Origin of the sequence: Kitasatospora sp. NPDC001309, from assembly GCF_042896295.1 — a bacterium.
In the GTDB taxonomy this organism is placed as follows: Bacteria; Actinomycetota; Actinomycetes; order Streptomycetales; family Streptomycetaceae; genus Kitasatospora.
Window position 1 is genome coordinate 38,501 of record NZ_JBIAXC010000062.1, and the last position, 13,127, is coordinate 51,627.

The 13,127-nt window shown below is 74.0% G+C and carries 10 protein-coding genes and 1 pseudogene; 6 read left to right on the forward strand and 5 right to left on the reverse strand.

Annotated features, from left to right (window positions below):
• The first annotated feature begins 19 nt into the window (after positions 1-19).
• From ACFY2K_RS39000 to ACFY2K_RS39010, 3 genes are all read left to right on the forward strand, one after another.
• The gene (locus ACFY2K_RS39000; protein ID WP_387717385.1) at positions 20-967 is read left to right on the forward strand and encodes an ABC transporter ATP-binding protein; all 948 of its coding nucleotides are present in this window, start codon (positions 20-22) and stop codon (positions 965-967) included.
• A complete protein-coding gene (locus tag ACFY2K_RS39005) occupies positions 964-2,340 on the forward strand; it encodes an ABC transporter permease (RefSeq protein ID WP_387717387.1) in 1,377 nt (458 codons plus the stop codon). Before ACFY2K_RS39000 ends, ACFY2K_RS39005 begins: the two co-directional genes overlap by 4 nt.
• Before the next feature lie 136 nt (positions 2,341-2,476).
• Positions 2,477-5,224 (forward strand): alkaline phosphatase family protein, encoded by a 2,748-nt coding sequence (locus ACFY2K_RS39010; protein WP_380593160.1) that lies wholly within the window; start codon positions 2,477-2,479, stop codon positions 5,222-5,224.
• Between the two features lie 67 nt (positions 5,225-5,291).
• Here the strand turns inward: ACFY2K_RS39010 and ACFY2K_RS39015 are convergent, their stop codons facing one another.
• Entirely contained in the window at positions 5,292-6,185 is an 894-nt protein-coding gene (locus tag ACFY2K_RS39015) for an NADP-dependent oxidoreductase (RefSeq protein ID WP_380643897.1), read from the reverse strand.
• Positions 6,186-6,265: 80 nt separating this feature from the next.
• On the opposite strand from ACFY2K_RS39015, the gene ACFY2K_RS39020 reads away from it, so the two are divergent.
• Positions 6,266-6,922, forward strand: coding sequence for a TetR/AcrR family transcriptional regulator (locus tag ACFY2K_RS39020; RefSeq protein ID WP_380643896.1), 657 nt, complete (start codon positions 6,266-6,268; stop codon positions 6,920-6,922).
• Positions 6,923-7,022: 100 nt separating this feature from the next.
• On the opposite strand, the gene ACFY2K_RS39025 is transcribed toward ACFY2K_RS39020, so the two are convergent.
• Positions 7,023-8,018 (reverse strand): hypothetical protein, encoded by a 996-nt coding sequence (locus tag ACFY2K_RS39025; protein WP_380523694.1) that lies wholly within the window; start codon positions 8,016-8,018, stop codon positions 7,023-7,025.
• Between the two features lie 212 nt (positions 8,019-8,230).
• On the opposite strand from ACFY2K_RS39025, the gene ACFY2K_RS39030 reads away from it, so the two are divergent.
• A complete protein-coding gene (locus ACFY2K_RS39030) occupies positions 8,231-10,681 on the forward strand; it encodes a helicase C-terminal domain-containing protein (RefSeq protein WP_387717390.1) in 2,451 nt (816 codons plus the stop codon).
• Positions 10,682-10,749: 68 nt separating this feature from the next.
• On the opposite strand, the gene ACFY2K_RS39035 is transcribed toward ACFY2K_RS39030, so the two are convergent.
• Together ACFY2K_RS39035 and ACFY2K_RS39040 are read right to left on the reverse strand one after the other, a co-directional pair.
• Positions 10,750-11,256 carry a GNAT family N-acetyltransferase gene (locus ACFY2K_RS39035; RefSeq protein ID WP_387717392.1) on the reverse strand — a complete coding sequence of 169 codons (507 nt, stop codon included), beginning with the start codon at positions 11,254-11,256 and terminating at the stop codon, positions 10,750-10,752.
• A complete protein-coding gene (locus tag ACFY2K_RS39040) occupies positions 11,250-11,717 on the reverse strand; it encodes a rhodanese-like domain-containing protein (RefSeq protein ID WP_387717394.1) in 468 nt (155 codons plus the stop codon). Before ACFY2K_RS39040 ends, ACFY2K_RS39035 begins: the two co-directional genes overlap by 7 nt.
• A 174-nt stretch (positions 11,718-11,891) precedes the next feature.
• On the opposite strand from ACFY2K_RS39040, the gene ACFY2K_RS39045 reads away from it, so the two are divergent.
• Positions 11,892-12,950 carry a hypothetical protein gene (locus ACFY2K_RS39045; protein ID WP_387717396.1) on the forward strand — a complete coding sequence of 353 codons (1,059 nt, stop codon included), beginning with the start codon at positions 11,892-11,894 and terminating at the stop codon, positions 12,948-12,950.
• Positions 12,951-13,027: 77 nt separating this feature from the next.
• On the opposite strand, the pseudogene ACFY2K_RS39050 reads toward ACFY2K_RS39045, so the two are convergent.
• Positions 13,028-13,127, reverse strand: a pseudogene (locus ACFY2K_RS39050) (IS481 family transposase); the annotation flags it as partial.

Genomic DNA, 13,127 nt, shown 5'->3' on the forward strand with positions numbered 1-13,127 from the left:
GGGACTGCGAGAAGGAGCCATGGAAGACACGCAACCTGCCGTACGGGCACGGGGATTGACGAAGTGCTTCGGTGACGTCGTGGCGCTCGACGGGGTCGGGCTGGAGCTGCTCCCCGGGCGGATCCACGGGCTCGCCGGGCCGAACGGCGCGGGGAAGACCACCCTGCTCGGGCTGCTGCTCGGGCTGGCCGTCGCCGACGGCGGCGAGCTGGAGGTGCTGGGCAGACCGGTCGGCCGGGCGCTTGCCGCACCGGACGGCGTGGCCGGCTTCGTCGACGGTCCCGGCCTCTACCCCTCGCTGACCGCGCGGCGGAACCTGGCCGCGCTGGCGGCCCTGCGCGGGGAGGACGCCGGCGCGGGCCGGATCGACGAGGTGCTGTACGAGGTCGGGCTGCGGGACGTCGCCGACGACCGGGTGCGCGGCTTCTCCCTGGGCATGCGCCAGCGGCTCGGCCTGGCGGCCGCGCTGCTCACCCGGCCGCGGCTGCTGGTGCTCGACGAACCCTCCAACGGCCTGGACCCGGCGGGCCAGCAGCACGTCCACGGGGCGCTGCGCCGGCTCGCCGAGGACGGCGTGACCGTCGTGCTGTCCAGCCACCGGATGGACGACCTGGAGTCGCTCTGCTCCGAGGTGACGATCCTCGCCACCGGGCGGGTCCGGTTCTCCGGCCCGCTGGGCGGGTTGGCCGCCGACACCCGCGCGCTCGACCACCGGCTGCTCACCTCCGACCTGGGCGCCGCGCGGCGGGTGGCCGTCGGGACGGCCGGGGTGACGGTGCTGGACGGGGCCGGGGCGTGGCGCGGTACGGAGGCGCTGGTGGTGCGCGCCACCGGGCCGGCCGTGGAGCGGCTGGTGGACGGACTGGTGCGGGAGGGCGTCCGGGTGCGCGAGGTCGCCCCCGTGGTGTCCCCGCTGGAGGCCGCGTACCTGGCCCTCACCGAGGAGCAGCAGGAGGACGGACGATGAGCACGGTCACGGCCGGGGAGACGACGGCCGGTGGTGCGGCGGCAGGGGCCGGGGCGCGCCCGGTGCCGGTGGGCCGGGTGTACCGCTTCGAGCTGGTGAAGCTGGTCTCGCAGTGGCGGATCCGCCTGCTGGTGCTGGCCTGTTGGGCGCTGCCCGGGCTGTTCGTGGCCGCCGTCGCCCAGCAGGGCACGCTGCCCTCCGACACCCTGTTCGGCCGCTGGATGCACGCCACGGCGTGGGCCGGCCCGCTGGTGCTGCTGGGCTTCGCGGGCTCCTGGGCGCTGCCGTTGCTGACCTCGGTGGTCGCGGGCGACGTGTTCGCCGCCGAGGACCGGCTCGGCACCTGGCGGCACCTGCTGGTGGCGGTCCGTTCGCCGCGCCGGATCTTCCTCGCCAAGACCCTGGCGAGCGCCACCGTGATCGTCCTGCTGGTGGCCGGACTGGTGGCGTCCGGTACGGCGGGCGGGCTCGCCGCGGTGGGGAACCAGCCGCTGGTCGGCGTCGACGGGCACCTGCTGGCGCCGTCCGACGCGGCCGTGGGCGTCCTGCTGGCCTGGGCCGCCGCGCTGGCGCCGACGATGGCGCTGGCCTCGCTCGGCCTGCTCGGCTCGGTCGTGCTGGGCCGCTCCCCGATGGGCCTGCTCGTCCCCGCGCTGTCCGCGGTCGCGATGCAGCTCGCCCAGACGCTGCCGCTCCCGGTGCCGCTGCGGCTGGCCCTGCCCGGCTACGCCTTCGTCTCCTGGAACGGGCTGTTCGCCGAGCCGAACCGGCTGCCGGAGCTGCTGATCGCGGTCGCGGTCAGCCTGGTCTGGGCCGTGGTGGCGACCGCGGCGGCCTACCGGCTGTTCGTCCGGCGGGACTTCACCAACGGCAGCGAGGACGGCGAGAAGCGCCGCGCGCTCACCCACGGGGTGCTGCCGCTGGCCGGGCTGCTCGCGCTGACCACCGGGGTGGTCGCGGTGGCCGCGCCCTCGACGGGCTCGGGGATCAGCCGGGCGAAGGTCCAGCGGACGGTCTCCACCGTGTTCGCCCACCTGTACCGGCTGCAGACCGAGCAGTTGCACCGCCCCGCCGTGACCGAGGCCGACCTGCGGGTGGCCGCGGACTGCAACCGGGGCGACGGCCAGGTCGAACCGGAGGGCCCGGGCAACGACTGGCGCTGCGTGGTCACCTGGCACCTGCCCGGCACCGAGGCCCCCGGTACGGCGGTCTACCAGCTCGACGTCGCCTCGGACGGCCGGGTGATGGCCGACGGCGACGGGCCGAAGGAGGTCAACGGCTACTTCCTGGTCCACACCGGCACCGGGGACGCGCCGAACCCGCTCTGGCAGTTCGACGGCCAGATCGACCTGCTCGACTCCTCGACGGACTGAGCGCACTGAGCGCACTGAGCGCATGACCCGCACCACTCGCATCACCGGCACCACGTGCACCACAAGCACCACAAGCACCACCCGCAGCGAAGACACCGGAATCAACGCAGCGCACTCACCACGAAGGGCTGACGCCATGCAGGTAACGCGTCGTCGACGAGTCCAGAGGGAGCACCCGGTGCTCCTCGGCCGCAAGGTCGGCCGCCGGGCCACCCTGGCCACGGCGTGCATCACGGCGGTGGCCGTGGCCACGGGCACCGCTTTCGCCACCACCCACCAGTTCGGCACCGACCAGGTCGGCCAGGTCACCGCCGACGGCCAGGTGATCTCCAGCGACCAGTACATCGCCCCGTACGGCGACCGCCTGGTCATCGACAACGGCAAGCTGATGGGCTCCCGGGTCAGCCCGGACGGCACCCACCTGGCCGCCTCGCTGGCCGACGGCGACGCCTCGCTGGTCGTGGTCGACCTCAGGACCGGCAAGGTGCAGCAGCGCGCCGGCAAGGCCAAGACCGCCGACCTGCACCTGACCGACGGCTCGGTCGGCCAGGAGGCCCCGGTCTACTCACCGGACGGCAAGCAGCTCTGGCTCGGCCAGCTCGACGGCTACACCAGGTTCACCGTGAACGCGGACGGCTCCCTGGCGAACCCGGTGAAGGTCGCCATCCCGGCCGACGGCACCAAGCACGCGCTGGCCTCGGGCCTGGTGTTCTCGGCCGACGGCTCGACGGTGTACGCGGCCGTCAACGGCCAGAACCGGGTGGTCGAGATCAACGCGGCCACCGGCGCGCTCGGGCAGAGCTGGACGACCGGCAACGCACCGCGCGGCATCGTCCAGGTCGGGCACAAGCTGTACGTCAGCAACGAGGGCGGCCGCGCCGCCACCGGCGACGACGACACGCTGAACTCCTACGGCACCCAGGTGCCGGCCGACCCGGACACCGGCGCCACCACCACGGGCACCGTCAGCGTGATCGACCTGGCGGACCGCTCCGCCGCCGTCGGGTCCATCGAGGTGGGCCTGCACCCGACGGCCGTGTACGCCAAGGGCGGGACGGTCTTCGTCGCGGACACCTCCTCCGACCAGGTGTCCGTGATCGACGCGGCACGGGGCAAGGTGGTGCAGCGGATCTCCACCAAGCCCTGGCCGGAGGCCTCGGTGGGCTACGAGCCCACCGCGATCACGCTCACCGACGACGGGCGCCTGCTGGTCACCCTCGGCCGGGCCGACGCGGTGGCCGTCTACCGCTTCGCGGGCGCCCAGGAGCCGGTGAGCTACGTCGGCCTGCTGCCCACCGACTACTTCCCGGCGGAGGTCACCACCGTCGGCTCCAAGGTGGTCGTCTCCAACACCCGCGGCATCGACGCGCGCCGCCCCAACTCCACCGGCGCCCACAACACCCACGACACCACCTCCAGCCTGACGCAGTTCACCCTGCCGTCCGACCAGGAGATCCGCTCCCGGACGGACCAGGTCTTCCGGCAGAACGGCTGGACCAAGGGCGCCGTCCGGACGGCGGACGGGCACAAGGCGAAGCCCGTCGCGGTGCCGGCCCGGATCGGCGACCCGTCGACGATCAAGCACGTCTTCCTGATCGTCAAGGAGAACCGGACCTACGACCAGGTCTTCGGCGACATCGGCAAGGGCAACGGCGACCCGAAGCTGGCCCAGTTCGGTGCCAACGTCACGCCCAACCAGCAGGCGCTGGCCAAGCAGTTCGGGCTCTACGACAACACCTACGACATCGGCACCAACTCCGCCGAGGGCCACAACTGGCTGATGCAGGCGGACAATCCGGAGTACACCGAGTCCTCGGCCGGGGAGTACGAGCGCAGCTACGACACCGAGGACGACGCCCTGGGCCACCAGCGCTCGGGCTTCCTGTGGACCGGTGCCCAGGCGGCCGGCCAGGACGTGCGCGACTTCGGCGAGTTCCACCAGTTCCTCACCAAGCCCGACGGCGCGACCTGGCAGAACCTGTACTGCGACTCGAAGAACATGGACGCGACGGGCGACGACACCGCCTACCCGCTCAACTCCTCCTCGCCGATCCCCTCGCTCAACGACGTGTCGGTGCCCGGCTTCCCGAAGTTCGACACCGATGTGCCGGACCTCTACCGCTACCAGATCTGGAAGCAGGACTTCGAGCAGAACGGTCCGGCGGCCCTCAACATGCTGTGGCTGTCCAGCGACCACACCGGCGGTCCGGCCAGTCCGGCCGCGCAGGTCGCCGACAACGACCTCGCGGTCGGCAGGATCGTCCAGGAGATCTCGCACAGCGAGTACTGGAAGGACACCGCGATCTTCGTGGTCGAGGACGACTCCCAGGCCGGCCTCGACCACGTCGACGGCCACCGCGCCCCGATCCAGATCATCAGCCCCTGGGCGCAGCACGGCGCCGTCGACAGCCGCTACTACTCGCAGATCACCATGGTCCGCACCATCGAGCAGATCCTCGGGATCCACCCGATGAACCAGAAGGACAGCGCGGCCAGCCCGATGACCACCGCCTTCACCGACAAGCCGGACCTCACCCCGTTCACCGCGGTGCCCAACCGCACCTCGCTGACCGACGGCCTCAAGACCCCGCCGTCCTGCGGCGTCGACGTACCCGGGGCCCCGGACGCGGGCGCGGCGGCGCCGGTGACCGTCGCCCCGCCGGCGGCCGAGCGGCAGGTCGCGGCCCAGTGGGAGGACTGGAAGTCCAAGCAGCAGCTGACCGGCCCGAACGCGGCGCCGGACCGGGCCAACCCGGCCCAGATGAACCACCTGACCTGGTACCAGACGCACAACTGGCGGACCCCGTACCCGGGCGAGGACGCGATCCACGCCCCGAACGACGTCCCCGGCGCCTACATCCCCTCCGCGGAGAACGACGGCTGACCCGCCCCGGCCCGAGCGGGGCCCCGGACCGGCACTGCTCGGTCCGGTCCGGGGCGTCAGCCCGCTCTCACACCACGATGACCCGGCGCCCGCGGGTGTGCCCGGCCCGGCTGTCGGCGTGCGCCGCCGCGGCCGCGGCCAGCGGGTACGAGGTGTCGACGGGGATGTGCAGCCGGCCCCGGGCGATCAGGTCGGCGGCCTCGGCGAGCGCCGCCGGGACGCTTCCGGCCGTGCCGGAGAACCGGACCCCGAGCCCGGGCGCGTCGAGGTCGGCGATGGACACCACCCGCCTCGGATCCCCGGTCAGTTCGACGAGTTCGCGGATCACACCGTTGCCGGCGAGGTCCAGGGCGGCGTCGACCCGGCCGAGCCCGCGCACCCGCTCCACCCAGCCCTCGCCGTACGTGGTGGCCAGCGCACCCAGGCCGCGCAGGTAGTCCTGGTTCGCGGCGCCGGCCGTGCCGATCACCGTGATGCCGCGGTCGCGGGCGATCTGCAGCACCGCCGAACCGACGCCCCCGGCCGCACCGCTGACCAGCAGCGTCTGCCCCGGTTGCACACCGACCTCGCGGAGGACGCGCAGCGCGGTCTCCACCACGGAGGGGTACCCCGCCGCCTCCTCGAAGCCCAGCCCCTCGGGCATCCTCGCCCAGGCGGACAGCACCGCGAACTCGGCGTAGGTGTCGACCCCTTCGCCGAACACGTGGTCGCCGACCTCGACCCCCTCGACGCCCGCCCCGACCTGGTCCACCACCCCGGCGGCGTCCAGCCCGACCCCGGCGGGCAGTCGGAGCGGATGGGCCCCCAGCACCTGGCCCTCCCGGAGCCGCCAGTCCACGGGGTTCACGCCCGCCGCCCGTACGGCGATCCGAATGCGGCCGGGGCCCGCCTCGGGCCGCGCGGCGTCCACCAGGCGCAGGACCTCCGGGCCGCCGAACTCGGTGTAGCTCACCTTCTTCATGGTCTCCATGCGGCCGACCGTAGCACTAACGGTTAGGATTTTGGAACTGTTCCGTTTTCATGGCTGATAGCATCACGGGCATGACCGAGCCGACCGGGACCATCGAGCCGACCGGGACCACCGGGACCATCGCCGCGACCGGGACCACCGGGGCCGGCGCCGCGCCCGAGCCGACCGGCCGCCGCGAGCGCAAGAAGGCCGCGACCCGCCGGAAGATCGCCGACACCGCCCTGCGGCTCTTCCTGGAGCGCGGCTACGACGCGGTGGGCATCCGCGAGGTGGCCGCCGAGGCCGACGTCGCCGTCACCACGGTCTTCTCCCACTTCGCCGCCAAGGAGGCCCTGGTCTTCGAGCAGGACGAGGACTTCGAACAGCGCCTCGTCCGGGCCGTCACCGACCGGACCCCCGAGGACCCGCTGATCCCCGCCCTGCGCCGCGAGATCCACGCCATGGTGCGGCACTGCACCGCCGACGGCGCCGCCACGATCTGGCGCCTGATCGACTCCTCGCCCGCCCTGCGCGCCTACGAGGAGTCGATGCGGCTGCGCCACGCCGCGGCCCTCGCCGCGGCCGTCACCGCCCTGCCCGGGCAGACCCGCACCCCCACCGCCTGCCGGGCCGTCGCCCGCTTCGTGATCGACGCCTTCTCACTGGCCCGCGACGCGGCCGACCCGGCGGCCACGGTGGACGAGGTCTTCGGGATGATCGAAGCCGCCTGGGCGCCGCACCCCGCCTGACCGGACGCCGGAGCCCGGGGTGGGGCGGCCGTGTTCAGGGCCGCCCCACCCCGGGCAGTGTCAGGTCGCCGGTCGGGCCCGGTTCGGGCTCAGTTCGGGCTCAGTACTGGCGGGACTGCTTCCACATGACGTACCCGTTCAGGTTGGTGGCGACCAGGTAGGCGCGGTAGGCGTCCATGATGAGCCGCGGGCCGTACGCCGAGGCGAAGGCGACGGCCTCGCGGGTCCAGTCGCCGTGCGAGCCGGTGTCCTGGACGTCCTCCAGGTACAGCACGCCCGTGCCCTGCTGCCGGACGGCGACCTGCCCCCAGCCGGAGCCCGCCATGGCGATGGCCGGCTCCGAGTCGGTCTGCACGCCGTCCAGGATGCTCCGCCCGTACCAGCCGTTGTTCTGGTAGTACGTGCGGATGACGTTCACCCGGTTGTCGAGCCCCCGGTAGGCCATCAGCAGCAGGTTGTTGGCGGGGCTGAACGCCAGCGCCGGGGAGGAGTTGCTCGTGGCGCCGGCGACCCGCACCGGGTCGCCCCAGAGGTTGTTCGGGATGTTGAAGATCATGCTCCAGATCTCGTTGCTGTTCGCGCCGTGGAACGCCAGCGAGATGTTGTTGTGCGGCAGCGCGGCGATGGCCACCGGGCGGCCGTCGTTCGTCTGGGCGCCGTTCGGGACCTGGATCCAGTTGCCGAAGTTCAGGTACCGCTGGCCGTTGTTGGCCTGGTTCACGGTCAGGACGCAGTAGAAGATGAACCCGTTGGTGCCGGTGTGGAACAGCACGAACTGGGCCCCGCCCATGTAGACCACCTGCGGGCTGGCATTGGTCGCCCCCGCGAGGCGGACCGGCCGGCCGTGGTCGAGCGAGAGGTACATGCCGGGGTTGTCGTACCCGCGCCACACCTGGATGAGATCGCCGTTGACGGCCCGGGCCTCGCCCATGAAGCCGTTCGCCCGGACCGGGACGTTGTCCTCGATCTCGCTGGCCCAGGTGCTGCTCTCGCCGAACACGGCGGCGGACGCGGGGGCGTTGGAGAACATCAGCACGGCCAGGGCGGTCGTCGCGGTGACGGCGGCCATGCGCCACTTGGCGCGAAGGGAGCTCATGGGAATTCCTTGGAAGAGAACATCGGGGGACCGACGGCCGGGGGTGGGGCACCCTCCGACCGCCGCCACCGATGCTTCCCGCTCCGACGCACACGCAGCATCAGTCATTTGACTGTCGAGTCCCGGACGTCGCATTCCGGGAGCGGTGCACCGCGCCGCTGCCGATGGGCCATCCTGGTACCCCCGGGCGAGTACGGCCGCCCTGCTGAGCGGTGAGGTGTCCCATCGGTAAGAACAACGGGTCGGCGCTGGTCGCCTGGCTGCGCGGCCTCGACACGGCGGCCCTGGAACGGATCCTGGCAGCGCGCCCGGACGCCGCCTCGCCCCCGGAACCGCGTTCGGTCGGCGAACTGGCGGACCGTCTGCAGCGCCCGGCGTCGGTGGCCTCGGCCCTGCCCCGGCTGACGCTGCCGTGCCTCCAGGCGGCGGAAGCCCTCGCCGCGCTGGGGAACGCGTCGCAGGAGGAGCTGGCAGGCCTCCTGGACGCGACGGGCGGTGCACGTGCCCATGGACTGGCCGCCGCCCTGGGGGAGTTGGCGGACCGCGCGCTGGTGTGGCCGGGCGGCGACGGCCGGTTGCGGATGGCGGCGCCACTGGGGGGCGCGTGGCGCGCGCCGCTGGGGCTCGACGCACCGCTCGCACGCCTGCTCGCGGGCGCGAACTCCGACGATCTCGCCCGCATGCTGGCGAAGGCCGGGATCAAGCCGGACGGCAACAGGAAGGAGCGGCGGCTGGCGGCGCTGATCGACCACCACAGTGATCCTGCCCGGGTCGCGGCGCTGGCGGCCAAGGCGCCGGAGGCCACCCGGGAACTCCTGGCACGGCGGGCCCGTACGGTTCCCGAGCACGTGGGCGCCATCATGTTCGGGGGGCCGCCTGCCGCCTCCGCACCCGGCGAGCAGTGGGCGGTGGAGCGGGGACTGCTGATCCGGGACCGCTACCACTACGGGCCCACGCGCATGCCCGCCGAAGTGGCCCTCGCCCTGCGCGGTGCCGACTGGCACGCCCCGTTCACACCCCTCCCGCCCGCCGTGCCGACGGCGCCCGCCACCGCCACGGACGTCGAACGGGAGGCCGCGGCCGCCTCGATGGCCTTCGCCGCCGACGCGACGTCCGTCCTCGCCGTGTGCGCCGCCGCCCCGCCGGTCCGGCTCAAGGCCGGCGGGATCGGCGCCCGTGAGCTCGCCAGGATCGGCCGGGCCGCGCAGTGCGGCGAACTGCCGCTACGCCTCGTGCTGGAGGCGGCGAGCGCCGCCGGGCTCCTGGCCGTGGAGGGCGACCGGGTCGTCGCGACCGCGTCCTACGACACCTGGGCGGGGCGGGAACCGGCCGAGCGGCTCGCCGTCCTGCTCCGGGCCTGGTGGTCGCTCCCCCTGACCCCCGGCCGGAGCCGCGACGAGGACGGGAAGGCGCGGCCGGCGCTCGCCGGGGCGCCGCCCTGCGGGGGCTGCGTCCAGGCCCGGCACGGGCTGCTCACCGCCGCCTCCCGGCTCCCGGCCGGTGAAGGCGCGGCGAAACCGGCGGACCTGGGGGCGCTGCTCCGGTGGCTGCGCCCGCTCGCCGACGAACTCCCGCAGGACGCCGAGCCGTTCGCCACCCTGATCCGGGAGGCGGAACTGCTCGGCGCCCTCGCCCTCGGGGCGCTCTCCCCGATCGGGGCCGCCCTGCTCGGGGCCGCCCCGCTCGGCGACGACGCCGAGGCCGAAGCGCTGGTCGACGCCTGCCACCGGCTGCTGCCCGCCGCCAGCACGAGCGCCCGCTTCGGCAGCGACCTCACCGCCGTGGTCGCCGGCACCCCGTCCGCGCACCTCCACGCACTGCTGGACTCCGCCGCGGACCGGGAGAGCGCCGGTGCGGCCTCCGTCTGGCGGTTCGGCCCGGGCAGCGTCCGCCGGGCCCTCGACGCGGGCCTCACCCCCGACGCCCTCACCGCCGACCTGGCGGCGGTCGCCGTCGAACCGCTGCCCCAGCCGCTCTCCTACCTGATCCACGACACCGCGCGCAGCCACGGCCGGGTGCGCGTCGCGGCCGCCGCCTGCGTGATCCACGGCCAGGAACCCGCCCTGCTGGCCGAACTCGCCGCCCACCGCAAGCTCGCCCCGCTCGGCCTACGGCACCTCGCGCCGACGGTACTGATCAGCCGGACCCCGCCCGACAAGACCCTCGCGGCCCTGCGCGCCGCGGGCTACGCCCCCGTCGCCGAGACCCCCGACGGGACCGTCCGGATCGAACGGCCCCCGCACCCCCGCGCCGCGCGCCCGGCCCCGCCCCCGCGTCGGCCCGGCAGGCCCCGCACGGGCGCCCGTACCCCGACCAAGGACGAGCCCGCCGACCTGCGCGCCCTCGCCGCCCGGCTCCGCGCCGCCCCGCAGGACGGCGCGGAGCCCGCCCCGGACGACGGCCGCCCCTACGCCGGCGACACCGAGGAGATCATCGCCCGGAACGCGCGCCATCTGACCTTCACCGACGTCCGCCAACTGGCCCACGCCGTCGACCACGGACAGGCCGTCACGATCGAGTACGTCGCCACGTCCGGCAACACGACCGTCCGCACCCTCAGCCGCCTCGCCCTGGACGCGCCCTACCTGAACGCCTGGTGCCACCTGCGCGAGGACGAGCGCGTGTTCACCCTCTCCCGCATCCACGGCGTGATGCCCGGGTAGCCGGGGCCGCCGTTCCCCTGTCCGTACATGTCTGGCCGTTCGGGCCAGGTCGGCGCGGCCCATCCGGACTACGTCGCGTACGAGGTGGTCGGCTGAGCGGTCGGGCGGGTGGGGAGCGAGAACCTGGCCTTGGGGGGGCTCAGGGCCCCCGTCCGGTGGTAGAAGCGGATGGCGTCGGTGTTCCAGGCGGGTGTCTGCCACTGCAGCTGCGCGGCGCCCAGTGCTGCGGCCGCGTCCCGTACGGCGTCGAGCAGGGCGCGGCCCCACCCGCCGCCCCGGTGGGCCTCGGTGACGAACAGGCAGTCCAGGTGGACGTAGTCGGCGGCCTGCCAGGTGGAGAACTCCCGGGAGAAGCTCGCGTAGCCGGTCAGTTCGCCGCCGTGGTCGACCACCAGGCACCACGCCCTCGGCCGCGCGGCGAACAGTGCGGGCGCCAGCCGGGCGGCGAGGTCCGCGGGCACCGGCTCGGCGCGCTCGTGGGCGGCGTGGTCGGCGCACAGGCGGGCGAGCGCGGGCAGGTCGGCCGGGGTGGCCGGGCGGATCGTGCCGCCCGGCCGTGCGTCGGCGCTCAGCACGCGCAGGAGATGCCCGAGCGCGGGGCGGTCAGGTCGTCGACGGGGCGGCTCTCGGGGCCGGTGGCGGTGTCGTACGCGAAGCCCTCGCGGACCCAGTACTCGAAGCCGCCGAGCATCTCCTTGACGGGGTGGCCGAGGAGGGCGAAGGCCAGGGCCGCCCGGGTGGCGCCGTTGCAGCCGGGGCCCCAGCAGTAGGTGACCACGGTCGTGGTGGCCGGGTCGATCAACTTCGGTGCGAGCTCGGCGATCCGCGCGGTGGGGATGTGCACGGCGCCGGGGATGTGGCCCTGGTTCCAGGCGTCCTCGCTGCGGGTGTCGACCACCACCACGCCGGGTGCGCCGGACGCCAGGTCGGCGTGGACGTCGGAGACGTCCGCCTCGAAGGCGAGCCGGGCGGCGTAGTGGGCGGCGGCCTCGGCCGGGGTGGCGGCGGGCACGGTCAGGACGGCGCTGGCGGACATCGGAAACCTCGTGTTCCTGCTGGTGGGGCGGGGTTCGGTGGGCCGTTCCGGGGTTCCCCGGTCGGCGATGACTCCATCCTCCGGTCCCGGGGCCCACCCCCACGAGTGGCGTGAACGCCGAAGGTCGTCAAGATCCCGCCAGGTGCTGTCGGCCCGTCGGGAGAGGATGGCGACATGACGATCACCCCCACGCCGGTGGCCAGCTACCCGATCCCGAGCGGGAGCAACTCCCGCTCCTCCGTCGATCCGACCGGCCCCGTTCCCCGCCTGGAGGTCCACGACGGCACCTCGCTGCGCCTCTACGACCTGCGGGAGCAGGCCGAACTGAAGGCCGAGTTCCCGGCCCCGGGCCCCGAGTGGTGGGCGCCGGTGTGGACGGCTCCCGACCTCACCTTCGCCGTCTTCGGCACCGGCGACGGGTACGTCGCGACGGCCCAGGACGGCACGGAGCTCTGGCGGCAGCCGTACGGCACCTGGCGGGTGGACCGCTGGGGCTACGTCCTGTTCACGATGACCGGTCCCGACCGGGAGCTCCGGATCTGGCTGCGGCTGCCCTCCGGACTGCCGGACGCCACCCTCTTCCTGACCCTGGACGCCGAGGGGCGGGTGCTGGCCCGGAGCGTGCTCGAGTGCGGCGGCTACGAGCGGTACGCCCACCTGCTCCTGGACGCCGACGGCGAGGTCATCGGGGTGGACGTCTCGGGCGGTTCCGGGCCGACCACCCGCCACCGGCTCCGCCGGGAGTCCGGCGCCCTCGTCCTGGCCGAGCCGCTGCCGCAGGACGCGGTCCCCCGGCTCCCGGCGGACCGCGACTACCTGGACGCGGACTCCGGCAACACCCGCTGCATGACCGTCGATCGGAGGGGCCGGGACATCAGCTGGCACGCCGTGCCCTCCTACGAGGTCACCGCCACGCTCCGGCTGAGCGACTTCCCGGCCCCCGGCACCGGCGACTGCTCGGTCCACAACGACCCGTCCATCTCCTCCTTGTCCGGTTTCGTGGACGACTCCACCGTGCTGGTGACCCTGCACAACCGCTACGACGAGGGCGCCGTGCTCCTCTTCGGCGAGCAGGACTGGCGCGAGTACAGCCACTGGCTCGCCGACCCCGCCACCGGCGCCCTGCACGGCCGCCTGGAGTACCCGATGCCCGAGGTCGACTACGTGCTGCCCCTGGGCGACGGCACCTGGCTCACCCAGGAGTGGAACGCCTACCGCCGCTGGCGTCGCTGACCACCCCCGGGTGCCAGGGCCCGTCTTCGAACCCCCGCCCGCCCTCCGGGCGAACGACGGGATTCCGAAGGCGGGCCCTAGATGTTCTGTCCTGTGAGGTTGGGGACGCGGCTGGCGGGTGGCTTGCCTGCGAGTGCGGTGTGTCCGCGGTGGTGATTGTAGGTGTGGAGCCAGTCG

What these genes read in the sequence shown, in the direction of transcription:
- ACFY2K_RS39000 (WP_387717385.1), top strand. Translation starts at nt 20, where the DNA reads ATGGAAGACACGCAACCTGCCGTACGGGCACGGGGATTGACGAAGTGC.
- ACFY2K_RS39005 (WP_387717387.1), top strand. Translation starts at nt 964, where the DNA reads ATGAGCACGGTCACGGCCGGGGAGACGACGGCCGGTGGTGCGGCGGCA.
- ACFY2K_RS39010 (WP_380593160.1), top strand. Translation starts at nt 2,477, where the DNA reads ATGCAGGTAACGCGTCGTCGACGAGTCCAGAGGGAGCACCCGGTGCTC.
- ACFY2K_RS39015 (WP_380643897.1), bottom strand. Translation starts at nt 6,185, where the DNA reads ATGAAGAAGGTGAGCTACACCGAGTTCGGCGGCCCGGAGGTCCTGCGC.
- ACFY2K_RS39020 (WP_380643896.1), top strand. Translation starts at nt 6,266, where the DNA reads ATGACCGAGCCGACCGGGACCATCGAGCCGACCGGGACCACCGGGACC.
- ACFY2K_RS39025 (WP_380523694.1), bottom strand. Translation starts at nt 8,018, where the DNA reads ATGAGCTCCCTTCGCGCCAAGTGGCGCATGGCCGCCGTCACCGCGACG.
- ACFY2K_RS39040 (WP_387717394.1), bottom strand. Translation starts at nt 11,717, where the DNA reads ATGTCCGCCAGCGCCGTCCTGACCGTGCCCGCCGCCACCCCGGCCGAG.
- ACFY2K_RS39045 (WP_387717396.1), top strand. Translation starts at nt 11,892, where the DNA reads ATGACGATCACCCCCACGCCGGTGGCCAGCTACCCGATCCCGAGCGGG.